Annotated in this window: 23 protein-coding genes; all 23 read left to right on the plus strand. The window is 43.0% G+C overall.

The window, feature by feature from the left end:
- Positions 1-121: 121 nt before the first annotated feature.
- The 23 genes from L4C32_RS05315 (at position 122) to L4C32_RS05425 (ending at position 24,781) form a co-directional block, all read left to right on the plus strand.
- Positions 122-1,051 carry a chemotaxis protein CheV gene (locus L4C32_RS05315; protein ID WP_428195821.1) on the plus strand — a complete coding sequence of 310 codons (930 nt, stop codon included), beginning with the start codon at positions 122-124 and terminating at the stop codon, positions 1,049-1,051.
- A 49-nt stretch (positions 1,052-1,100) separates the two neighbouring features.
- Positions 1,101-1,928 (plus strand): CheR family methyltransferase, encoded by an 828-nt coding sequence (locus L4C32_RS05320; RefSeq protein ID WP_428195822.1) that lies wholly within the window; start codon positions 1,101-1,103, stop codon positions 1,926-1,928.
- 229 nt (positions 1,929-2,157) lie between these two features.
- Entirely contained in the window at positions 2,158-2,553 is a 396-nt protein-coding gene (gene flgB / locus L4C32_RS05325) for a flagellar basal body rod protein FlgB (RefSeq protein WP_428195823.1), read from the plus strand.
- A gap of 3 nt (positions 2,554-2,556) precedes the next feature.
- Positions 2,557-2,973, plus strand: a complete 417-nt coding sequence (gene flgC, locus L4C32_RS05330; RefSeq protein ID WP_428195824.1) for a flagellar basal body rod protein FlgC — start codon at positions 2,557-2,559, stop codon at positions 2,971-2,973.
- Positions 2,974-2,990: 17 nt separating this feature from the next.
- Complete coding sequence (gene flgD / locus L4C32_RS05335; RefSeq protein WP_428195825.1) at positions 2,991-3,704, plus strand: flagellar hook assembly protein FlgD; 714 nt, start codon at positions 2,991-2,993, stop codon at positions 3,702-3,704.
- Positions 3,705-3,732: 28 nt separating this feature from the next.
- Positions 3,733-5,034: a flagellar hook protein FlgE gene (gene flgE / locus L4C32_RS05340; protein WP_428195826.1), complete on the plus strand. Its 1,302-nt coding sequence runs from the start codon at positions 3,733-3,735 to the stop codon at positions 5,032-5,034.
- Positions 5,035-5,227: 193 nt separating this feature from the next.
- The gene (locus L4C32_RS05345; RefSeq protein ID WP_428195827.1) at positions 5,228-5,977 is read left to right on the plus strand and encodes a flagellar basal body rod protein FlgF; all 750 of its coding nucleotides are present in this window, start codon (positions 5,228-5,230) and stop codon (positions 5,975-5,977) included.
- A gap of 39 nt (positions 5,978-6,016) precedes the next feature.
- The gene (gene flgG, locus L4C32_RS05350; RefSeq protein ID WP_428195828.1) at positions 6,017-6,805 is read left to right on the plus strand and encodes a flagellar basal-body rod protein FlgG; all 789 of its coding nucleotides are present in this window, start codon (positions 6,017-6,019) and stop codon (positions 6,803-6,805) included.
- A 15-nt stretch (positions 6,806-6,820) separates the two neighbouring features.
- Entirely contained in the window at positions 6,821-7,597 is a 777-nt protein-coding gene (gene flgH / locus L4C32_RS05355; RefSeq protein ID WP_428195829.1) for a flagellar basal body L-ring protein FlgH, read from the plus strand.
- A 60-nt stretch (positions 7,598-7,657) separates the two neighbouring features.
- Positions 7,658-8,749: a flagellar basal body P-ring protein FlgI gene (locus L4C32_RS05360; protein ID WP_428195893.1), complete on the plus strand. Its 1,092-nt coding sequence runs from the start codon at positions 7,658-7,660 to the stop codon at positions 8,747-8,749.
- Between the two features lie 29 nt (positions 8,750-8,778).
- Positions 8,779-9,726 (plus strand): flagellar assembly peptidoglycan hydrolase FlgJ, encoded by a 948-nt coding sequence (gene flgJ, locus L4C32_RS05365; protein ID WP_428195830.1) that lies wholly within the window; start codon positions 8,779-8,781, stop codon positions 9,724-9,726.
- A 51-nt stretch (positions 9,727-9,777) separates the two neighbouring features.
- A complete protein-coding gene (locus tag L4C32_RS05370) occupies positions 9,778-10,206 on the plus strand; it encodes a hypothetical protein (RefSeq protein ID WP_428195831.1) in 429 nt (142 codons plus the stop codon).
- Between the two features lie 108 nt (positions 10,207-10,314).
- On the plus strand, positions 10,315-12,195 hold the full coding sequence (flgK, locus tag L4C32_RS05375) for a flagellar hook-associated protein FlgK (protein ID WP_428195832.1): 1,881 nt from the start codon (positions 10,315-10,317) through the stop codon (positions 12,193-12,195).
- 15 nt (positions 12,196-12,210) lie between these two features.
- Complete coding sequence (flgL, locus tag L4C32_RS05380) at positions 12,211-13,404, plus strand: flagellar hook-associated protein FlgL (RefSeq protein ID WP_428195894.1); 1,194 nt, start codon at positions 12,211-12,213, stop codon at positions 13,402-13,404.
- A 496-nt stretch (positions 13,405-13,900) separates the two neighbouring features.
- On the plus strand, positions 13,901-15,040 hold the full coding sequence (locus L4C32_RS05385; protein WP_428195833.1) for a flagellin: 1,140 nt from the start codon (positions 13,901-13,903) through the stop codon (positions 15,038-15,040).
- A 239-nt stretch (positions 15,041-15,279) separates the two neighbouring features.
- Positions 15,280-16,416, plus strand: coding sequence for a flagellin (locus tag L4C32_RS05390; RefSeq protein WP_428195834.1), 1,137 nt, complete (start codon positions 15,280-15,282; stop codon positions 16,414-16,416).
- A gap of 187 nt (positions 16,417-16,603) precedes the next feature.
- The gene (locus L4C32_RS05395; protein ID WP_428195835.1) at positions 16,604-17,737 is read left to right on the plus strand and encodes a flagellin; all 1,134 of its coding nucleotides are present in this window, start codon (positions 16,604-16,606) and stop codon (positions 17,735-17,737) included.
- A gap of 279 nt (positions 17,738-18,016) precedes the next feature.
- The gene (gene fliD, locus L4C32_RS05400) at positions 18,017-19,693 is read left to right on the plus strand and encodes a flagellar filament capping protein FliD (protein ID WP_428195836.1); all 1,677 of its coding nucleotides are present in this window, start codon (positions 18,017-18,019) and stop codon (positions 19,691-19,693) included.
- A 39-nt stretch (positions 19,694-19,732) separates the two neighbouring features.
- Complete coding sequence (fliT, locus tag L4C32_RS05405; RefSeq protein WP_428195837.1) at positions 19,733-20,023, plus strand: flagellar protein FliT; 291 nt, start codon at positions 19,733-19,735, stop codon at positions 20,021-20,023.
- Positions 20,024-20,037: 14 nt separating this feature from the next.
- Positions 20,038-20,448, plus strand: a complete 411-nt coding sequence (gene fliS, locus L4C32_RS05410; protein ID WP_428195838.1) for a flagellar export chaperone FliS — start codon at positions 20,038-20,040, stop codon at positions 20,446-20,448.
- A gap of 170 nt (positions 20,449-20,618) precedes the next feature.
- A complete protein-coding gene (locus L4C32_RS05415) occupies positions 20,619-22,100 on the plus strand; it encodes a sigma-54 dependent transcriptional regulator (protein ID WP_428195839.1) in 1,482 nt (493 codons plus the stop codon).
- 123 nt (positions 22,101-22,223) lie between these two features.
- Positions 22,224-23,327 (plus strand): sensor histidine kinase, encoded by a 1,104-nt coding sequence (locus tag L4C32_RS05420; RefSeq protein ID WP_428195840.1) that lies wholly within the window; start codon positions 22,224-22,226, stop codon positions 23,325-23,327.
- Positions 23,324-24,781, plus strand: a complete 1,458-nt coding sequence (locus tag L4C32_RS05425; protein WP_428195841.1) for a sigma-54-dependent transcriptional regulator — start codon at positions 23,324-23,326, stop codon at positions 24,779-24,781. Before L4C32_RS05420 ends, L4C32_RS05425 begins: the two co-directional genes overlap by 4 nt.
- Positions 24,782-24,872: the final 91 nt, after the last annotated feature.

Below are 24,872 nucleotides of genomic sequence, written 5' to 3' on the forward strand. Positions count from 1 at the left end.
GTGGATGATACATTTAGAAAGGAATGTACTTTATAATATTTCATTCTGTTTATCTTATCTGCAATGAATAGATGATCATAGATGTAGTCTACTAAAAAAAGAACAAGATGGAGCCACACAAATGACTGGGATTCTTGATTCAGTGAATCAACGCACACAAATTGTTGGACAAAACCGCTTAGAGTTGTTGACCTTTCGTTTAATGAGTCGCCAACGCTATGGGATAAATGTTTTTAAAGTAAAAGAAGTGCTTCAGTGTCCAAAACTAACTGCACTACCAAATTTAAGCCCTATGGTTAAAGGTGTGGCCCATATTCGTGGGCAAACAATCTCAGTGATTGATTTAAGTCAGGCTATTGGTGGAAGACCGGTTGTTGATCTCGAAAAGAGCTTTCTTGTCATATCTGAGTTTAATCGAACCATCCAAGGTTTTCTTGTTAGTTCAGTAGAAAGAATAGTCAATATTAACTGGGAATCAATGTTGCCACCACCTGATGGCGCGGGCAACGACCACTATTTAACAGCGGTAACTACCATAGATGAAGATCTAGTAGAAATTATTGATGTAGAAAAAATATTGTCTGAAATAATGCCAGTTGAAGAGACAATGGATGCTGGCCTGATTGAAGAGATTTCGGAAATCAGCGATGTTACTGCACGTAAAGTGTTGGTATCAGATGACTCCTCTGTTGCAAGAAAACAGGTAAAAAGAGCGATTGAAGCCATTGGGTTTGAAGTGATTTTAGCCAAAGATGGAAAAGAAGCGCTTGAGTTGCTAGAACAGATGGCAGAGCAGGGCAGCATTTATGAGCAGCTCGCATTGGTGATTTCAGATATTGAGATGCCAGAAATGGATGGTTATACCTTCACCACTGAAGTCAGACGAAATCCACAATTAAAAGATCTTTATGTGATTTTACATACGTCATTAAGTGGCGTGTTTAATCAGGCAATGATTGAGCGCGTTGGTGCCAACAAATTTATTGCAAAGTTTAACCCTATAGAATTAGGGACAGCAGTTAAAGAAGCAATGGAAGTGACTCAAAAATAATCAGCCCTATATGGGCTATTAATATTGAACATTAAAAATAAGAGCAAAAATGACCTCAATAAGTATTAGTGAGCAAGAGTATCGTGATTTTAGTCGATTTTTAGAAGCTAAGTGTGCTATCTCGCTTGGAGATGGCAAGCAGTACTTAGTTCGCAGTCGGTTAAGCCCACTTGTTCAACGTTTTTCATTAAGCTCGCTTTCAGAGTTATTAATGAAAGTGTCTACTGGCCGTGATAGAGAACTGCAACTGGCGGCTGTGGATGCGATGACGACGAACGAAACGTTGTGGTTTAGAGATACCTATCCGTTTAAAGTGTTAGCAGAGAAGTTGTTGCCTGAATTTGCCGCTAATAAACGTCCGATTAAAATCTGGTCTGCAGCGAGTTCATCAGGGCAAGAGGCATACTCTATGGGAATGACCATTGCCGAGATACAAGCTCGTCGACCAGGTTTTCTACCTAATGTTCAAATAACGGGCACGGATATCTCTCAAACTATGCTTGATAACTGTCGTGCCGGTATCTACGATAACTTAGCGTTAGGTAGAGGCTTGTCACCAGAACGAAAAAAACAATTTTTTAAAGATGTTGGCGATGGCCGTATGGCGATTGATGACAAAATAAAACGAATGATGAACTTTCGTCCTCAAAACTTGATGGACAGTTACGCGCTGCTCGGTAAGTTTGATATTATTTTTTGCCGTAACGTGTTGATCTATTTTACGCCGGAAATGAAGTCGAAAGTGCTTAATCAATTAGCGGGAAGTTTAAACCCAGGTGGATACTTACTGTTAGGGGCTTCTGAGTCGTTAACGGGTTTAACCGATAAATTTGAAATGGTACGTTGTAACCCAGGTATTATTTATAAATTGAAATAACCGGATACGACGCTCCTCTTCAACATCAAATAAACGGCTTCGGCCGTTTTTTTTCCCTCTTTCCCGTCACTTTTATTCAATCTGGCTCATTCCTTGCTAAACTTATCTCATTATTAGAATGTATCTATGTGAAATCTTGGCATAGCAATTGCATTTATTTATACGTAATAAAAGATTTATCAGAAAAGAGTAAAGCAACATCAGTTTGAACGTTCTTGTAGAGGTAGATATGGGCATTTCTTTTAATAACGCATTGGGTATACACCAACACACCGTTGGCGTCCGTGGCGACAGGGCTGAGATAATCTCAACCAATATCGCCCAGGCAAATACTCCAGGTTTTAAATCAAGAGGAATGGACTTTAGTCGAGCACTACAAGCGGCAAGCTCTGGGGCAAGTATCGGCCTTAGTCGCACAGATGGACGGCACATTAATGCCTCTACTAAGGTGACGGGTGAAAAGATGTACCGTACTCCGACACAACCTGATACGGGTGATGGCAATACGGTAGATGTGGATTTGGAGCGTAATTTATTTATGCAGAACCAATTGAGATATCAAGCATCTTTGGACTTTTTAGGTAGCAAGTTCAAAAACTTAACCAAAGCAATTAAGGGGCAATAACAGATGAGCTTATTTAATGTTTTTAACGTTACAGGTTCGGCCATGAGTGCAGAATCGGTTCGTCTTAATACTACCTCGAGTAACATGGCAAATGCGGACAGTGTCAGTAGCTCAGCTGAGCAGACTTACAAAGCCCGTCAAGCCATCTTTGGAGCGGAATTGAGCAAAGCAAAATATAACCGTGATGAGAGTGTCCCGGTAAAAGTTCTCGGTATTGTTGAGAGTCAAAAACCTCTTGTTGCGGAATATAAACCAGATCACCCTATGGCAAATGAAGATGGCTATATTTTTAAGCCTAACGTGAATGTCATGGAAGAGATGGCGAATATGATCTCAGCATCACGTGCGTACCAAACGAACGTACAGGTTGCTGATGCAAGTAAACAGATGCTGCTGCGTACGCTGCAGATGGGTCAATAGGGTAAGGGAGACATATTATGGCCGGAATTAACGGCATAGGTCAAAACAGCCTATCCTACATCGATCAGCTGAAAGATATGCAAGACAAGAAGCTGAAAGGTGAAGAAAAAGTCACAGGTCAAAACGAACTGAAGCAAGAGGACTTTCTCTCTTTGCTGACTAAACAGCTTGCCCAGCAGGACCCGTTTAAGCCAGTTGGTAATGATCAAATGATTGCGCAAATGGCATCATTTGCCACCGTTGATGGTATCGGAAAGATGAATAGCCAGTTCGATAGTTTGAACTCGTCTATGACCTCTAATCAGGCTCTACAAGCGTCATCGCTGGTTGGCCGTGATGTTCTAGTACCAGGCGCAAAAGGGTTAAAAGAAGCAGATAAGGGCATGGCAGCAATGGTTAAATTGCCGCAATCGGTTAATAACTTACTCGTTCGTATTGAGAATGAGCAAGGACAGTTAATGCGAACCTTAGATGCGGGCGCTAAACCTGCAGGCGACACTCGAGTTGAGTGGGACGGAAAAGATGAAAACGGCAACGCATTGCCTGCTGGCCGCTACAGTGTAAAAGCGGGTGGCATACTAGACGGAGAGAGCAAAGAGTTTGATGTTTCAACTTACGCAAACGTCAACAGTGTTCTTCTTGGTAAAGGCGATGGAAATGTATTGCTCAATCTAGCTGGTTTCCAGTCACCAGTTCGACTTGCAGAAGTATTAGAAGTCGGCAAAGCATAATACAAAGAGTTAGATAGGGGATTCAGGAATGTCATATGTATCATTAAGCGGTTTAGCCGCTGCCCAAAAAGATTTGAATACAACCAGTAATAACATTGCCAATGCCAACACATACGGCTTTAAAGAGTCCCGTGCTGAGTTTGGAGATGTGTACTCTACATCGTTGTTCTCAAATGCTAAGACCACAACGGGCGGTGGTGCTAATACGTCCATAGTGGCACAACAATTCCATGAAGGCTCTAGTATTTATACCAACAATCCGATGGACTTACGAATTGCAGGGCAAGGTTTTTTTGCCGTGGCTAAGAATAGGCTTCAACCAGCAACGAATGAACTAACAAGAAATGGCGCTTTTCATTTAGACAAAGATAACTACATGGTAACGTCAGATAATCAATCATTGTTAGGTTATGAAGTTGATGCTGAAAGTGGTGAAGTCACCTCTTATGAACCCAAAGCGATCAAAGTACCCGATCAATTTGGTAAACCGAAACAGTCTGAGAACGTTGAGATCGGATTGAACTTGCCATCGAATGCTCCGGCAAAAGATGTCGCTCTGTTCGATGCCAACGATCCAGATACCTATAATAAGTCGACGTCTATTACGGTTTATGACTCAAAGGGTCAGCCGTATAAAATGACCACCTATTATGTGAAAGATCAAACTAAGCCCAATACGTGGAGTGTGTATTACACAGGCACTGACGCAGAGGGTGAAAAACCGGTGAACATTGCTGGTGGAGATGCAAGCAGTGCGACTGGACATGTGGGCCATACTCTAGAGTTTAATCATGATGGTACCCCGAAAGTTATCAATGCTGGCCAACCGATCATTTCCGAGGCGTTAGGTGATGCGAGTACGATGAATCTAAATGGTGCTGATCCCTCTCAAGTATTGACCATGAATTTTGATACACCAACGCAATACGCTGCTCCTTTTGAAATGCGTCGATTTAATGAAGATGGTGCTACCACGGGTTACTTAGCCAAGGTGGACATCGATGAGCGCGGTAATATTGTTGGTTCTTACTCGAATGGCCAAGATGTCACTCTAGGACGTATTGCTACAGTACGTGTCGCTAATATGCAGGGGTTATCTCAGCAAGGTGGTACTCAGTGGCAAGCGAACCAGAAATCTGGTGCAGCGGTCTGGGGTGAAGCAAATCAAGGCTCATTTGGTGCGATTCAAAGTGGTACCATTGAGCAATCGAATATTGATATGACGCAAGAGCTGGTTGATCTAATTTCAGCTCAGCGAAACTTCCAAGCGAACTCACGTTCATTAGAAGTTCATAATCAGTTACAACAGAATATTCTACAAATCCGATAGAGAACTGCCTCTTATCGTTTTCGTCTTTGCCACCTCATCGAAGGTGGCAATTTTTTACCAACTCCTGCATTAAACATCGGTTACTCTTCAAATACCACCTCCAAAAAAATCTCAAACCATTGAAAATAAAGATTATTAATTCATGGCACAGTTATTGCTTTATCCTGATTAATAACGATTTCAGGAGTAGACAATGGATCGCGCACTATTTCTCGCCATGAGTGGGGCAAAGCAGAATATGCAAGCTATGCAGCTTCGTTCAAATAACTTGGCGAACGTGAGTACTACAGGCTTTCGAGCTGATTTAGCACAAGCAAGGTCAATGCAAGCTTATGGTGAAGGTCTACCTACTCGTGTGTTTAATATGACAGAACGTCCTGGACAAAACTTTCAGCAAGGATCAGTGATTACCACAGGTCGAGATCTGGACATTACGATTGAAGGTGATGGTTGGTTAGCAGTGCTAGACAACACGGGCCAAGAGGGGTTAACCCGAGCAGGCAACCTGAAAATCGATCAATCAGGTCTATTAATGAACAGCAGTGGTCAACTGATTCTTGGTGAGAATAATGCACCAATTACTCTGCCCCTTCCCCTCGCGAAAATAGAGATTGGGCGTGATGGTACTGTGTCTGTGTTAGAGCAAGGCGCACCAGCAGAAGCGATGGAAGAGATAGATCGAATTAAATTGGTTCGCCCTGATAATCGTTCACTGTTTAAAGATACTAACGGTCTGTTTCGTTCAAAAAACCCCGATGCGGAGTTTGAAGCTGATGCCAGTATTACCATTTTAAGCGGTGCCATCGAAGGCAGTAACGTTAATGCCGTAGGTGAAATGACAAGTTTGATTGACCTTCAGCGTCAATTTGAAATGCAAGTTAAGATGATGAGCACAGCCGAAGAGATGGATAAAGCCTCTGACATGTTGTTGCGCAGTAGCTAATGTCATCATTAGCCTAAACAGAGAGTAAAGGATTAAATTATGCATCCAGCATTATGGGTCAGTAAAACGGGTTTAGACGCGCAGCAGACTAACATTTCGACTATTTCGAATAACTTAGCTAACGCCTCAACCATAGGTTACAAGAAAGGCCGTGCTGTTTTTGAAGATCTGTTTTATCAGAATATCAATCAAGCAGGAGCAAAGTCATCGCAAAACACTGAAATGCCGAGTGGTTTAATGCTTGGGGCGGGTGCAAAAGTGGTGGCAACCCAAAAAGTCTTTACCAATGGTAATGCTCAAACCACCTCTAACGCGATGGACATGATGATTGAAGGCGATGGCTTCTTTCAAGTGTTAATGCCCGATGGCAATATTGGTTATTCGCGTAATGGTCAGTTTACCCTTAACGATGAAGGCACCATGGTAACGTCGGGATCAGGGTATTCATTAGAACCTGAAATTACTATTCCTGATGATGCTATTAATGTCACCGTTGGCACCGATGGTGAAGTCTCCGTACGGCTGCGAGGTCAGCAAGAGAACCAGGTAATTGGTCAAATTACTACCGTGGATTTCATTAACCCAGGTGGCCTTGAGCCTATTGGACAAAACCTTTATCTACCAACCGGTGCTAGTGGTGAAGCTCAAGAGGGAACACCAGGATTGGAAGGGTTAGGGGCGATTCGTCAATCCATGCTTGAGACATCGAACGTGAATGTCACCGAAGAACTGGTCAACATGATTGAAGCGCAACGCGTTTATGAAATGAACTCTAAAGTGATCTCTGCTGTAGATAAGATGATGAGCTTTGTTAACCAACAGCTTTAATGTAGGAACCCTGTGATGAAACGAATTATTACACTCACACTAGCAGCGTTATTAACCGGCTGTGCATTGCCGCCTTCGATGGAAGAGGACGATATCAACTCTGCCACGACCGTTGTGGATGCGGTTGAAGGCGATAAAAGTGATGAAGAGAGCGGGGGGATTGTTGACACTTTACGAAACCGTACGGATCCATTAGCGGGAGATCCTGCTTGGGCACCGATAAATCCAAAGCAGAAACCTGAGCACTATGCTGCAGCAACAGGTTCACTGTTCAATGTGGATCATGCACAGAATCTCTATGATGATTCCAAACCTCATGGGCTTGGCGACATCGTTACCGTGTTACTGGAAGAGCAAACCAAAGCGGCAAAAAGTGCGGATGCGGATTTAGAAAAATCAAATGATGCAACCATGGACCCATTAAGTGTCGGTGGTGAAGAACTCAAAATTGGTGATTATAATTTTTCTTATGAGCTGAATAATGAGAATAAATTCAGTGGCAACAGTTCGGCCAACCAAAGTAACAGTTTGAGTGGTTCAATTACCGTAGAGGTGATTGAGGTGTTGGCCAATGGCAATTTAGTGATTCGGGGTGAGAAATGGCTAACGCTGAATACTGGGGATGAGTACCTACGCCTAAGCGGCACGATCAGGCCGGAAGATATCGACTTTGAAAATAACATTGCCTCCACACGTATTTCCAATGCCCGTATTCAATATTCAGGTACGGGAGATCAACAAGATATGCAAGAACCAGGATTCTTGGCACGATTCTTCAATGTATCATTGTAATTACCCGTTATTGGCCAGGAATTTGACGTGAATAGAGCAGCAGTACAACAATTAGTGACCTTGACGACGAAGTGGTTAGTACTCACATGGGTTGTCGTTGCTCTTCTTCCTGCCCAAGCGGCAAGAATCAAAGATGTGTCAAAAGTTGCCGGGGTTCGAAGTAACCAACTGGTTGGTTATGGTTTAGTCACGGGTCTTCCTGGCACAGGAGAGTCAACCCCATTTACTGACCAAAGCTTCAATGCCATGCTACAAAATTTTGGCATTCAATTGCCACCCGGCACCAAACCAAAAACCAAAAATGTTGCTGCCGTTATTGTTACTGCCAACATGCCCGCGTTTACTAAACAGGGGCAATATATTGATGTCACTATCTCTTCTGTAGGCTCAGCAAAAAGCCTACGAGGTGGAACGCTAGTACAGACCTTCCTTAAAGGTTTAGATGGAAAAGTGTACGCCATTGCTCAAGGCAGCTTGGTTGTTAGTGGTTTCAGTGCAGAAGGGGCTGATGGGTCTAAGATTGTGGGTAATAATCCAACCGTAGGTCGTATTTCAGATGGCGCGATTGTGGAACGTGAAATTCCATCACCTTTTGGCCGTGGCGACTTCATTACCTTTGATCTGTTTGAGTCTGATTTTACTACGGCGCAGCGATTGGCAGATTCGGTCAATACGTTTTTAGGTCCGAGTATGGCCTCAGCGATTGATGCGACCTCAGTCAGAGTGAGAGCACCACGAGATTTAAGCCAACGTGTTGCCTTTTTATCTACGATTGAAAATATCGAATTTAATCCAGCAGATGGTGGCGCGAAGATCATTATTAATTCACGTACTGGCACCATAGTGGTGGGGAAACATGTTCGTCTCAAACCTGCCGCAGTCACACATGGCGGAATGACAGTCGCCATAAAAGAGAATTATGAAGCGAGTCAACCGGGGCCGTTCAGTGATGGGCAGACAGTAGTGGTTCCTGATACCGATATTGAAGTCACCGAAAAGCAAGGCAAGATGTTTAATTTCGAACCGGGGTTAACATTGGACGATTTGGTTCGTGCGGTGAACGAAGTTGGTGCTGCCCCTTCTGATTTAATGGCGATTCTTCAAGCTCTAAAGCAAGCTGGTGCTATTGAAGGTCAGCTGATCATTATTTAAACAAACACTATACGTAAAGGAGGAACCTTATGATCAATAATCAAAACATGACCGATGTGGGGTTCATCCACGATATAGGCAGTTTAGATAAACTGCGTCAAGATGCGGTTGGTAGTGATGAAAGCAGTAAAAATAAAGCATTAAGAAGTGCCGCCGAGCAGTTTGAGGCGATTTTTACTCAAATGCTATTTAAATCAATGCGTAATGCAAATTCTGCGTTTGAATCTGATTTAATGAGCAGTGAAAATCAGAAGTTCTTTGAACAGATGCATGATGACCAGATGTCATCAGAATTGAGTAAGTCTGGATCATTAGGTTTGGCTGATATGATTGTGGCGCAGTTAAGCTCTCATCAAAATGGTGAAGAGGCAGAATCTAGAGTCGCTATGCGCAATGCTGCTCTTGATACCAGTTTACGTCTTCCTGTTGATCAGGAGACGGCAATAAAAGCCGCAGATGAAGCTGTTAAAGTGATGGCGAGTGTTGATAAAACGCCTGAGCAGCCAACCACGTTTGAGTCACCAAAAGAGTTTGTTACCTCAATGAAACCTTACGCAAACAGTGCTGCCAAAGCGTTAGGAGTGGAACCCTCTCTGTTACTTGCTCAAGCCGCATTAGAGACGGGTTGGGGCAAAAAAGTCATTAAAAACTCGGCAGATCATAGTTATAATTTATTTAATATAAAAGCGGATCGTAGCTGGCAAGGCGATAAAGTGAATAAGCAGACGTTAGAGGTTTATAATAATATTCCTGTCAAAGAGAGTGCGGCTTTTCGTTCATACGATAACTACCAATCAAGCTTCAATGATTTTGTTCGCTTCTTAAACAGTAACCCGAGATATGGTAAAGCACTGGAGAGTAGCGACAGTTCGGAAAGCTTTATTCGAGGTATTCACAAAGCCGGTTATGCAACAGACCCCAATTATTCAGATAAAGTGCTCAGTGTTATGAAGCAAGTTGACAGTTTACTTAAATAATCCTGCCAGATCATTTACAATCCAGCTAACTCATTTGGCTGGATTTTTTTTATGACGGAAGTAAATTTGAAAGCACAACCGATCCCTAATCGTAACGATGATATTCGTTCGGATCCCTTTGTGCAGAAATTGTTGAGTAGAATGCCTGATGAGGTGAGTAATAGTTTTACAGAGAAACAGTTGACTTGCTTGTTGACTTCTTTGGGCTCAAGGCGTTGGGGGCGCCATAAGGTAGATGTTCGTACTACCGTCGGATTTTTTCATTGGCGTTACTATTTTGTTTTTCTTTTTGGGCGTAACCGCCGTGAGTTAAGCCGATTGGAGGAGAGAGTCAGTCTGTTAGCCAAAGCAGTGATGCTAACCACGGCTTTGCTATTTGTTTTGCTGGTGGTTTATCTGCTTAAATCCGCTGCTGGTATTGATCTCTTCCCTGGGTTTTCACTTGGAATCTGGGGGTGGTTTAAAGGGGAATACCTCTAACAAACGCGTCATTCCTATGACGGCAAAATCCTGCCTGAAAATATTGGCTTAATATTTGCATTGTTGTTGGTGTTATTTACTGAAACCATCAGCAATTTTGGAGGCCACATGGGATTTGATCTGCTTACTATAGGTACACAAGGTGTGCTTACTGCTCAGAAGCAGCTCAATACTACGGGTCACAACATCAGTAATGTGAATACTGAAGGGTTTAGCCGTCAATCTGTAGAGCAAGAGACCAATAATCCCGCTTGGATTGCCGGTAATACTTACGGAACCGGTGTTCATGTTGCCAATGTTCGTCGCGCTTACGATCAGTTTGCCGTCAATGAACTGAATTTATCGACAACGACCCTCCATGCTGCCTCAGAATCAGACTCTCACCTTGATGTGATGACCAATATGCTGTCATCCATCTCATCAAAGAAAATCCCAGAAAACATTAATGACTGGTTTGATGCCGTAAAAACTCTTGCCGACAGCCCAAATGAAATCGGGGCTCGAAAAGTGGTATTAGAGAAATCGCGTTTAGTCTCTCAAAATTTAAATGACTTTCAAGAGACGGTTCGTCAGCAATATGCAGATACCAATAAGAAAATGGATCTTGTCGTTGCGAGAATGAACGGCATCGGTCAAGAGATCGAAGAGCTGCATAAGCTGATGATCAAGTTGCCTGGACCGCATAATGACTTGATGGACAAGCATGAAAAACTAATTAAAGAGTTGGCTCAATACACCAAAGTTACCGTCACTCGACGTGCAGAAGGCAACACATTTAATGTGATGATTGGTAGTGGCCACGCCTTGGTATCAGGTACTAATGCCAGTGAATTGCGAATGATTAATGGCGTTCCGGATCCGCAACAACGTCGCCTTGCGATGGTGGAAGGGAGAGGGGTTAAAGCGATACAAAGTGATGACATCGGCGGTCAAATGGCGTCACTGTTTGAGCAGCGAGATCATACTATCCCACAAGTGTTAGATGAATTAGGTCGTGTTGCTATAGGGTTCAGTGGTCAAGTTAATGCACTGCAAGAGCAAGCAATTGATCTACGCGGCAATGTTGGGGCGGCAATTTTTACCGATATTAACGAAGAGCGAGCGGTTAAAGCAAGAGCCTTTATTGGCGGAGAGTCTAGTGCTGAAGTAGGGGTTTATATCGATGATATTAGTCAGCTAAAAGGGGGAGACTACTCGCTTAAATATGATGGTAGTCAATACTCGATTATCTCTCCTCAAGGTGAGTACTTAAAGGTAGACCCGTCTGGCAGTCCAAAGACATTCTCCCTTGACGGAATGCGAGTGGTGATCGACAACGATCTTGCAGCCGGTGAGCGTGTCATATTAAGGCCAGCAAGAGATGGTGCCGCCAATATTCAGTTGGTGATGAATGAGCCTGAAAAAATTGCGGCACAAAGTTACCGCAGCTCAGAGTCTTTCTCTACGGGGAGTGCTTCACTGAAAATGTTGCAAGCGGGGCCATTGAAAGAGTTTCAGGTAGTGGTGTCACCAGCGGCCAATCAATTTGCCGTATTGGACATGAAAGGCAACATTATAGTAGAACCGCAAACATATCCACCCACAGGTCCGGTTACAGCGGGAGGCTCAACGTTTGAGCTGACTGGTGGTGCTGCACCTGGAGATAAATTTGCTGTTAACTTAACGCCCTCCGAAGGGGACAATGGCAACTTATTGATGATGCAAGCGATCCAGACGAATAAAACCATGAATGATGGACGTTCGACCGTGATTGATCTGTTTGAAAATGTGAACACTGATATTGGTTTACAGAAATCAACAGCAAGCCGTTTAAAAGAGGTGGCAAGGATTGAGAACGAAGCAGCCCAAAGTCGAGTGGGTTCTATTTCTGGTGTTAACTTAGATGAAGAAGCAGCTAACATGATGAAGTTCCAACAAGCGTATATGGCTTCTTCAAGAATTATGTCGGCAGCCAATGAAACCTTTGATAGCATTTTACAGATTAGATAGTAGGGAGTGACATAGATAATGACTAGAATATCCAGCTTCCATAACTATCAAGCTGTTCAAAATGACATGATGCGTCAGCAGACTAAACTCAGTCATAACACCGCACAGATGGCTTCGGGAAAAAAATTACTGACTGCTGGCGATGATCCAGTGGCGATGCTCTATTCTCAGAATTTACGTCAGCAATCAGAAGAGATAAAACAGTACCTTGATGCCATTATGCTGGGGCGAAATCGCTTAGAGAGAAATGAAATTGCGATTGCTAATGCTGAAACGTATTCCGATGAGGCGAAACGTACGGTCATGGAGATGATCAACGGCTCCCTCTCTAAAGAAGATCGCCATGCTCATGCGCAAGATCTTCAAGGTCTGTTTGATAATATGTTGAATTTGGGTAATACCATGGATGAATCTGGCAACTTTTTGTTTGCCGGCACCAAAGCCAGAACTCAACCTTTTTTCCGTGCTAATGATGGTACTGTTAGTTATGCTGGTGATGATTATCAACGAAAAGTGAGAGTATCAAACAGCATTGAAGTACCAGTGAATGATCCTGGCAGCAAACTGTTTATGGAGATTCGGAACCCTTTTGGAGAGTTCGAACCTGTCTATGACTTAGAAGTTGGGTCTACGCTGTTACTGACTCGGGCCACCAATAGCGATTATTTAGACAAGAGTGAATATTCAGTCTCTTTCTTTGCTGCCCCTAATGGGCAATACAATTATCAGTTATCTAAAGATGGCAGTATGGTGAGTACTGGTGAGTATGATCCTAGTAAATCGATTGAATTTGGCAGTGTCGCAGTACAAGTTCGAGGTGAGTTTAAATCAGGGGATACCATCAATTTAACCCCACAACGAACGTTTAATATGTTCGATACCTTTCAAGAGGGAATTGTACTGTCAGAGAGAGATCTTGATGATGCGACGGGAACTGCGGAGCTTCATAAAGTCACTGAACAATTTTCGGCGGCATTTATTAACCTTAACCGAGCCAGAGCCGATGTTGGTTCTCGACAAGGCACGTTAGACAATCAAGAAAACCAGCATGATGATTATAACTTAACCTTAGCAAAGTCGATCAGTAACATTGAAGATCTAGATTATTCAAAAGCAGTGATTGATTTCAATGAGAACACGCTGGCACTCAAAGCTTCTCAACAAGCGTTTGCTAAAACAAAAGACATCTCACTGTTCAATTACATCTAACGATACTCTTATAACGAGAGCGGCAAAGCACCTTTAGCAAGGTGCTTTTTTTATGAATGAAATGAAAGGGATTGCCAAGAGGAAATGAGTTGCCGCATTAATGATCGAATTAAGGGAGGCAAGCGGCAAAGGAGTAAGAACAAACAAAGAAAACCCAGTAAATAACTGTATAAACAATGAGATACGAGTTAATTGATCTTTTTTCTAAAATATTGAAATATTGGCGCACTAAATGCATTATTAACAGTGTAGTTAGTATGAAAGCGACTGTGTTTAAGTACTAATTGATTGTTATTTAATGACTTGAGAGAAGAAGTTATTAAATAATATTTATTTGAAACGAGATTTTTAAAAGTTGGCAAGTTATTTGCTTTACTTAGTTTAGATAAAGTCTCTAGACTAAAAAATCTTATACGATATTGGTGTAATAACCATATCAATTTTGATGGGTTTGCACAGCAATTTCGCAAAGAGAGCGAAGCCAAAGGAGAGCAACATGGGTGTAAATGTTAACACCAACGTAGCTGCAATGACTGCGCAGCGTTACTTAAATAAAGCGACTGATGATCTTACTGTTTCCATGGACCGTTTGTCCTCTGGTAAACGTATCAACAGTGCAAAAGATGATGCAGCTGGCCTGCAGATATCTAACCGATTAACCTCTCAGATCCGTGGCCTTGATGTCGCTATGCGTAATGCCAACGATGGTATTTCCATTGCACAGACTGCAGAAGGGGCGATGGAAGAATCAACAAACATTCTTCAGCGTATCCGAGATCTGTCTATTCAATCTGCAAATGGCTCGAACTCCGACGATGATCGCCGATCTATCCAGGATGAAGTGCATGCTTTGCAAGATGAACTGAACCGTATTGCCGAAACCACATCATTTGGTGGACGACGTCTACTTAATGGGTCGTTTGGTGAGTCAGCATTCCAAATTGGTGCTAACTCTGGTGAAGCGGTATTGATTGAACTAACCAGTGTTCGTGCAGATAATGAAAACATGGGTGGGCAACGTTTTACCGGTACAGTCGGCAAAACGGCAGATTGGGGTGTTGATCCTCAAAAAAGCGACCTTAAAATTGAATTCATGTCCGGCACGGGTGAGCCTGTAACGATTGATCTACGTGGCCATCAGGGTGACGATATTCAAGAAGTGGCTACTTACATTAATGGTCGTTCTGAAGAGTTATCAGCATCAGTGGATGAAGATGGACAGTTGCAAATCTTTATTGCAAAACCTAATGTTCAAGGTGATGTTTCATTTTCAGGTAATCTTGCAACCGAGTTAGGTTTGGCCAGTGGACCAGGTGTAAAAGCGACGGTAAATGAACTTGATGTTCGTTCAATCGGCGATGCTCAACTCTCTATTGGTGTGGTGGATTCAGCATTGGCTTACATTGATAAGCAGCGTGCAGAATTGGGTGCGATGCAGAACCGTTTAGGTCACAGCATCAGTAACTTAACCAACGTCCAAGAGAATGTATCTGCTTCGAATAGCCGAATTAGAGATACAGACTTTGCAAAAGAGACAACACAGTTAGCAAAAGCACAAATTTTGCAACAAGCAAGTACCTCAATTCTTGCTCAAGCAAAACAGTTACCAAGTGCTGCAATAAACTTGCTCCAGTAATTGTTCTTTGGCTTCACTTTGCAACAGCAGTCAATATGAATAGACAAGAAGCGCTCTCATCTCTCATTAGCTTCTTGTCTATCAGACCGCTGGCAAATTTATGCCGCAACAACCAACTGCGAGCACCTATGCCCCAATAGGGGCTACCCTCATTATTATTCAAATATACCCCTTCTGATGTAAAGTTAACTGATTGCTAGCCGTTATAGACTTCATTGAGATGTTTTATAGGGGGCAAAGTGGCAATTACCGTTAATACCAATGTACCTGCGCTTATTTCTCAGCGACATCTAAACAGTGCAAACATGCAATTAGAGCAGGCGATGCAGCGATTATCTTCTGGTAAGCGAATAAACAGTGCCAAAGATGATGCCGCCGGGCTACAGATATCGAATCGATTACAGACGCAAATGCGCGGTTTGGATGTGGCGGTGCGTAATGCCAATGATGGTATATCGATAGCGCAAACGGCTGAGGGAGCAATGAGTGAAAGTACCTCTATTTTACAACGCATGCGCGACCTCGCCTTGCAGTCATCAAACGGTTCAAACTCTGCTGTCGATCGGCAAGCCATTCAAGAAGAAGCGACAGCACTGAATGCCGAGTTAAATCGAATCGCAGAAACCACTTCGTTTGGCGGGCAACGTCTGCTTAATGGCAGCTACGGCTCTCGAGCATTTCAAATCGGTGCCAATGCCGGTGAAGCGGTATTATTAAAGCTAAATAGTATGCGAAGTGATACCTCGACTATGGGTGGGTATCATTATGTCGCTTCGGCGCGCTTGGACAATCGCTGGCAAGTTCCGGATAAGGAACAAACGCTCTCCATGTCATTTGTTGACCAATATGGTGCTAATCAACAGATTGAGATCAATGCTAAAGCGGGGGATAACATAGAAGAGCTCGCGACTTACATTAATGGCCAGACTGACCAAGTTAGTGCATCGGTGACCGAGCATGGCCAACTGCAAATCTTTGCCTCTGCCAAGTCGGTGTCGAGTGCGATCACTTTTGAGGGGAGCCTTGCTTCTGGTTTGGCAATGAATGGCCCAGTATTTGATACGGTCTCCGATCTCGACTTAACCACCGCAGGGGGGTCGCAAAGAGCCATTGCGGTACTTGATACTGCATTAGGCTTCGTGGATGAGAAAAGAGCACAGTTAGGTGCTTTCCAGAATCGATTAGGCCATGCCGTGAACAATTTAGATAATATTCACGAAAATGTTGCGGCTTCAAACAGTCGAATTGCTGATACTGACTTTGCCAAAGAGAGTGTCAAGTTGGTAAAAGCACAGATTTTACAACAGGTCAGTTCCTCCATTCTTGCTCAAGCTAAACAGTCTCCACAAATGGCATTGAAACTGTTAGGGATGTAGTCCATTCACGCAGAATATATATTTGCCAATATTCCTTAAGTTAGAATTTCCTTCTATATTTACTCTACAATGTTAAAAAGACGTAAAGATTTAAGCGTAATCGTCGTTATAGATAGAACCAGAGATGGAATTAACCGTTTCCTGGTATGAGACAGGAAACAGTAAGAAACCTAGTGGAGTATAAATAATGGCTATTAATGTAAACACTAACGTGTCGGCAATGACAGCACAGCGTTACTTAAACCAAGCATCTGATGGCGTGGGTAAGTCAATGGAACGTTTGTCTTCAGGTTATAAAATTAACGGTGCTAAGGATGATGCGGCTGGACTACAAATTTCCAACCGTTTAAGTTCCCAGGCTCGTGGCCTTGACGTTGCTGTTCGAAATGCCAATGACGGCATCTCCATTGCGCAGACGGCGGAAGGGGCGATGACTGAGTCGACAAGTATCTTACAACGTATGCGTGATCTTTCACTACAATCTGCAAACGGATCCAACTCCGACTCAGATCGTGTGGCTATCCAAGAGGAAGTCTCGGCACTTAACGATGAATTAAATCGTATTGCTGAAACCACTTCTTTTGGTGGTAATCGTCTACTAAATGGTACGTTCGGCACAAAATCGTTTCAGATTGGTTCTGATTCGGGTGAAGCGGTTATGTTATCGATGGGTAACCTTCGTTCAGATAATGCTTCGATGGGCGGGATGACTTACACCGCTGAAAACGGAAAAGACAAAGACTGGGCGATCAATGCTGAAAACGCAAATCTTACGATAGCGTTTGTAGATAAAGATGGAACCGAACAAGAGCTTACAATCAATGCAAAACAGGGTGATGATATTGAGCAGGTTGCGACCTACATCAATGGTCAAACTCGGTTAATCAACGCTTCTGTATCAGAGAAAGGAGAGCTGCAAATTGTCTCTTCGAACGCTGATATAAAAGGAGATATTGCATTTGGTGGTTCATTAAATAGCGAATTAGGCTTGGGTCAAAGCAAGGCTGAAACGGTACAAGATATTAATGTATCCACAGTAGGTGGTTCACAAAAAGCAGTGGCATTATTAGACTCTGCTTTACAGTTTGTTGATAGTAATCGTGCACAATTAGGTGCATTCCAAAATCGTTTTAGTCATGCAATCTCTAACTTAGACAATGTAAGTGAGAATGTATCGGCGTCGAACAGTCGTATTAAAGATACGGATTTTGCGAAAGAGACAACATCAATGACAAAGTCTCAAATTTTGCAGCAGGCGAGTTCTTCTATTCTTGCTCAAGCAAAACAGACTCCCAATGCAGCACTTGGTCTGCTTGGATAAGTCATGAGATAATAAGCTATAGAAAATACCGGATTGAGTTCCGGGTTTTCTTTTTCATTCCCTCCTCATCGTTAAATCTATTCTTTTCCTCAATTATCTAAAAACTGGTTCGATATTTGCTTTATATCTATTGGGGACATTTCATTTCAATAGTTTTGGCTTTAATTTATTGATTTTAATATTGTTTCTATGTGTATTTTGTTAAGCGGCAAATTATTACCGCATAATGATATCGATTATGAGCTCGTTTCGTTTTGAAATAGTAGATAAGGAATCTTAATGAGCGTGAACCCTATGGGGCCATCAGGTGGATTAGATGTCAATTTAATCACCCAAAAAGTAGTTGATGCGGAGCGTATACCTCGTCAGAACCGCATTGATAACGATCGAACTGATATTCAAACCAATATCAGTGCGTATGGCCGTCTTAGAGAGTCACTCGATAGCATCAAATCATTAATGAACAACTTTCGACAAGAGAAAGCCTTTGCGCTTCGAAATGCAGAATCAAGCAATGATGAAGTGATGTCTGCTACGGCGTCAACTGAAGCACTAGCAGGAAAGTACAGTGTCAACGTGCTGCAATTGGCACAAGCGCAAAAATTGGCTTCATCAGCCATGCCTGAGGATACTAAGTTTGGTCCAGGTGAGATGACGCTGCACCTAGGTGATAAAGAGTTTACGGTTAACATTAAGAGTGAACACGCTACTCTGGTTGATGTGGTTAAAACAATCAATTCAGGCCAACCCAACCCAGGCATTAGAGCTTCCATCATTAAAGATAATGCCGGATCGAGATTGATATTGGGTTCAGATCGATCTGGCGTAGAGAATCAGATCAAAATAGATGTATCGGCGATGCCGGGTAATGCCTTGCATAATTTTGGCTATACTTCCTATGTGGATCATGCATTAGGTAGTGTTGATGACATCGCTGAAAGTGCTTACGATTATATGACTGAAGAGCCTGAAACCAAAACGGCTGAAGAGTTAGAGAGAGAGCGAAGAAAAGACCCTGATGACCCAACCAGCTCGATTCCAGGTTGGAGTGAGGAGACGTCAGGAACGCTGACTAGTGCACTGCCTGATGAAAGTACTACGGCGGATATAAGCACGGCGGCAGTGGATATGATTCCGGGATTAATTGGTACCGTCGCCGGCATCAGTATGCCAGCGGCCCTTGCGGTGACTGCAGCGCAAGCGGGTTATAATAAATCGGTTGGAATGAGTGAATTGCAATCTGCAACAGATGCGAAGGTGATTGTGGATGGTATTGCAGAGATCAGCAGTGAAACCAACGTAATTTATGATGTCATACAAGGTGTGGATTTAACGTTAAAGTCGACGTCAAAAAAGTCTGATAAGCCATTAGAACTTGATATTCAATATGATAAACAGAGTGTTAAGGCATCAATAGAGCAGTTTGTAGAATCTTATAATCAGTTCTTTCAAGTATCAAAAGTACTGGGTGGCGTCGATCCTGAAACAGGGCGTGCGGGTCCTTTATCAGGGGAGAGTGTGGTGCGTTCTTCACAGTCTCGAATGAAATCAGTCCTGTCGACTGAGATTGAAGCCGCACCAGAGTCGATGAAGAGCTTGACAGAGTTGGGTATTTCGACCACCAGACAAGGTAACTTAGAGATAAACTACAATATTTTGGATGAACAGTTAGAGAAAAACTTTGCTAATTTGCATTCATTTTTTGGTGGACAAAATGGTTTTGCTAAAAAAGTGGAAGATGCCATTCAAGATTTTACTAATGTCAGTGGGCCAATACGTACCCGAGAGACTTCATTAAAGGATCAAAATTACCGATTAAATGATACTCAAGTCACATTAGATCGACGCATGGAAAGTCTTGAAAAAAGAACCTTAGCGAAGTTTTCAAACATGCAAGAAGCGACAGGGAAAATGAAGACTCAGTTAGCGGGAATGATGAATGCATTACCAGGTTAAGATGACTATTCAGGCAATCAATGGTGGTAAAGGGGTGTAATGAGTAACTTAATGAACCAATTAGCTGAGTTAGATCATACTTTATTGTTTGAGCTTAACAGTAGTGAAGCTGATGTTGATAAGATAGTTCGATTGGTTGATTGTCGTGAACAGTTATTAACTGAAGTATCGAACGGTACAAACGTTGATAGTAAAACGTGGAGTTGTGCGGTGGAAAGGACTCAGCAAGTGCTTACTCTTATGGGTAACGAAACCAGTTCGTTGGCGACGCAAATGCAAAAGCTCCGACATAGCAAGAAATCTGTTCAGATGTATAATAAGTTTTTATAAAAGAAGGAAAACCAATGAGAGGTTCTCTACAGGCTTACAAAAAAGTATCCATTGATAGCCAATTGGGCTCTGCGTCACCTCATAAGGTCATTCAGATGTTGATGGCCGGTGCAATTGAACGCCTTATTCAAGGAAAACTGTCAATGCAACAAGGCAACCTAGCAGTAAAAGGTGAGCGTCTTGGTAAAGCATTAGACATAGTGATCAGTTTACGAACTTGTCTCTCTATGGATGATGGCGGAGAAATTGCGGAGAATTTGGATGCATTGTATGAATTTATGATCGCTCAAATTACTAAAGCGAATCAGTACAATGAAGCTGAACCAATTGATGACGTTGTTGAAATGCTGCGTGAAATCAAATCTGCATGGGATCAAATCCCCACAGAGTTTCATAATCTAACTGCTGAAAAAATAGGCAAATAGATTGATTTTATATGACACTACTTTGAAATTGAGAAATTTTCTCTCCTTCAACGTGTTATATTGCCTTATCTAACGCTATTATTTACAATTAAAATAATAATGGATCTTGAATTACTGCTGTTCACACACTGAGCCTCAGACATTCTTAAGTAGGCACGAATAATTCTTATATGCATGGTTTAGCCAAAATACTCGTAATAGAAGACGATAATCAAAATCGACATGATTTAGGTGTTATTCTTGAATTTATTGGAGAGCAGTGTCAGCGTATCTCCTCTCAGGAGTTAGAGAGCGTTGACTGGGATGCTCCTTGGACAGCGTGTCTGCTCGGACAGATAGGCGACGTATTAACCGTCGTTTCAAAGCTGACCTCATCTAACCATATTCCTGTTATTACGCTAGAAAACTATCGAGAAGTCCTTGAAAATACGCCCAGCTTTGTTGGGGAGTTAACTCGACCGATTAACTATTCACAGATCAGCGAAGCTCTTCGTCATTGTCAGGACTTTTTAGGACGAAGAGGTTATAAACACCCAAGTCTATCCCGTCAAAATATGCTGTTTCGTAGCATGGTTGGCCGCAGTGACTGCATCAGTGAAGTTCGTCATCTTATGGAACAAGTCGCTGGAACCGATGCCACCGTTCTCATTTTAGGTGAGTCGGGAACAGGCAAAGAGGTGGTTGCCCGTAATATTCATTATCACTCAGCACGCCGAGATGGACCTTTTGTCCCCGTAAATTGCGGTGCTATTCCTCCAGATTTATTAGAAAGTGAGCTGTTTGGTCACGAGAAAGGCGCGTTTACTGGTGCGATTACCGCCCGTAAGGGTCGCTTTGAGTTGGCAGAGTCAGGCACACTTTTTCTTGACGAAATCGGTGATATGCCGATGTCTATGCAAGTTAAATTATTAAGAGTCCTGCAAGAACGTAGCTTTGAACGTGTTGGTGGCAGTAAAAGTATTAAAACTAACGTTCGCATTGTTGCTGCTACTCATAGAGATCTTGAAGGTATGATTTCTGCGAGTGATTTCCGTGAAGATCTCTACTATCGATTGAATGTATTTCCTATCGAAATGCCCGCATTAAGAGACCGGAAATTTGATATTCCTCTTTTACTGCAGGAGCTATTAACTCGAATGGAGGCAGAAGGGGGCAATCGAATTCGATTAACGCCTCGTGCCGTTAATTCCTTAATGGAACATGATTGGCCAGGAAACGTGAGAGAGCTGGCGAACTTGGTTGAACGATTATTGATTCTATTCCCTGGTGAACTGGTTGATGTGAACCATCTGCCGACTAAGTATCGTTATAGTGATATCCCAGAGTTTCAGCCTGAGTTCGAATCAGATGCTTCCTCAATCGAGGAGCAAGAGCGAGCAGCTCTTGCTGATATGTTGGCTAACTTCGAAAGTGAGAGTGATATCGCAACTGCGGTTACCCCACTACCGACGCTGAGTCCCTCTTCAGATCTGCCTATTGATGGGGTCAACTTAAAAGAGATGCTGGCGGATGTTGAAGTAAACATGATCTGCCAGGCATTAGAAGCTCAACATGGGGTTGTCGCACGAGCTGCCGATATGCTTGGAATGCGTCGTACTACCTTGGTTGAAAAAATGCGTAAATACAATCTGAATAAAGACGATCTGAAGTAAGTGACAGTAAATTGACGTAATTTAAATGAGCCACTTCGCCGTAAATATATGATATAAAACAATAAAAAGACTGGCATGTATTGTGCATTCCAGTCTTTTGTCTTTATATGGTGGAAATTTGGCATGACAGAAGTGAACGAAGTCGAACCGACTCTTAAGCAACCCCGCTCTAGTGAACCTAACTCACCCTTAGGCACTCTAGAAGAGCAAGTGACTCGTTACAAGCAAGTATTAGATGTGATGCCTGCTGGTGTTATTCTGTTAGACACCCAAGGTGCTATTTGTGAAGTGAACCCTGAAGCTTCCAAGCTCCTTGGCGAACCACTACTTGGTGAAAAGTGGTTCTCAGTCATACAGAGAGCCTTTGATCCTAAGGAAGATGATGGGCATGAAATATCACTGCGTAATGGACGTAAAGTTCGTTTAGCTATTTCCGCTTCAGACATGGGCCAGTTGATCCTTATCACTGATCTTACCGAAACCCGGTTGCTACAGTCGCGAATGAGTGACATGCAGCGCTTATCTTCACTAGGTAAAATGGTCGCCTCACTTGCCCACCAAGTCAGAACCCCGTTATCCAGTGCCATGTTATATGCCTCAAATTTAGGCGCACCCAACCTACCTGCTCCAACCCGTATTCGCTTTCAAACCAAACTGGTCGATCGATTGCACGATCTTGAGAAACAGGTTAATGACATGCTGCTGTTTGCTAAGGGAGGAGATAATAAAGTCGTAGACCATTTCTCCATTGCGGATCTGGTTGATGAGTTTACTCCAATGGTTGAAGCTGTGATCACCAATAATCAGGTGGATTATGCGGTTGAAGTGGAAGACGAATCAGCCATGGTTATGGGTAACTCAAACGCTATTGCGAGTGCAATTAGCAACTTAGTAATGAACGCCATTCAAGTTTCTGGAAAAGAGTGTCAAATTGATGTCTATTTCAGAGCGGTTAACAATGAACTCCGTATTTCGGTACAAGACAATGGACCAGGGATACCGTTATCGCTACAAGATAAAATAATGGAACCATTTTTCACGACTCGCTCACAAGGAACCGGGCTAGGTTTAGCAGTAGTACAGATGGTATGCCGTGCACATAAAGGCAGTTTAAATCTTCATTCAGTACCCGACGATGGTGCTTGCTTTACCGCTGTTATCCCCCTTTCAAATAAATCAAACACCGCTTCTGAGGCAGAAACGTTGAATTCTGGAGAAATATCATGAATCAAAGCACAGTACTCATCGTAGAAGATGATGAAGGCCTACGTGAAGCCTTAGTGGATACTTTGGCGCTGGCCGGTTATGAATGGCTAGAGGCAGACAGTGCGGAACAAGCGTTGTTGATACTTAAAGAGCAAGCCGTTGATATTGTCGTTTCAGACGTTCAAATGGCCGGTATGGGCGGGTTGGCACTATTGCGAAACATAAAACAACACTGGCCTAAACTACCAGTACTGTTGATGACGGCTTATGCCAATATTGAAGATGCCGTTGGAGCAATGAAAGAGGGCGCTATTGACTATATGGCTAAACCCTTCGCTCCAGAAGTCCTGCTCAACATGGTTAGCCGTTATGCCCCGGTAAAAGCGGAGCAATCAGATGCCATTGTTGCTGATCCGAAAAGTTTAAAACTGCTTAGTTTAGCGGAAAAAGTGGCCGCGACTGATGCTAACGTCATGGTCTTAGGGCCAAGTGGTTCAGGAAAAGAGGTGATGTCACGTTACATTCATAACACCTCGAAACGCAGTTCTGGCCCATTTGTTGCCATCAATTGTGCTGCGATACCCGATAACATGTTAGAAGCGACCTTATTTGGTTATGAAAAAGGCGCGTTTACCGGTGCGGTACAAGCGTGTCCTGGTAAGTTTGAACAGGCGCAAGGTGGCACCATCTTGTTGGATGAGATCAGCGAGATGGATCTGAGTCTTCAGGCCAAACTCCTGCGTGTACTGCAAGAGAGGGAAGTAGAGCGACTTGGTAGCAGAAAAAGCATTAAATTGGACGTTCGAATCCTTGCAACGAGTAACCGTGATCTGAAAAAATACGTACTGGAAGGTAATTTCAGAGAGGATCTCTACTATCGATTGAATGTGTTTCCAATTACCTGGCCTGCCTTAAGTGAACGACAGGGTGATATTGAACCTTTGGCGGTACATTTAGTGGAGCGTCACTGCCAAAAACAAGGGCAACCCGTTCCTAGCTTTAGTGAGCAGTCGATTGAAAAGCTAAAATCTTACACTTGGCCAGGTAATGTTCGAGAGTTAGACAATGTGATTCAACGCGCTCTGATCCTTTGCAGTGGAAATCTGATCTCTACGGACGATATTTTACTAGAAGGGCTAGATTGGAATGACGCGGGAGGTTTACAGTTAGCCGTAGAGCAGTCAGCTGCTGTCGCCCCTAGAGTGTCTCCCGTCGCTGAGCCAGAAGCAGCACAACCAATCACCGCTCAAAGTGAACAACATCCAACTCAAACGAGCACTGCACCTATATCATCGTCAGTGAGCGAGAGCTTAGGGGGCGAGTTAAGAGGGCAAGAGTTTGCGATCATTTTAGAGACGATTAATGCCTGTAACGGTAAACGAAAAGATATTGCTGAGAAATTAGGGATCAGCCCAAGAACGTTACGTTACAAGCTGGCAAAAATGCGTGATGCTGGGATTGAAATCCCATGTTAGGACGAATAAATAACAATAGCCAACCTTGGCATATAACTTGCTTTATTCCTAATAGAAGAGATGGTTTGTCAAATATTTGACCTAAAGAGGC

The sequence above is a fragment of the Aliivibrio kagoshimensis genome (genome assembly GCF_050337105.1).
Lineage (GTDB): Bacteria > Pseudomonadota > Gammaproteobacteria > Enterobacterales > Vibrionaceae > Aliivibrio_A > Aliivibrio_A kagoshimensis.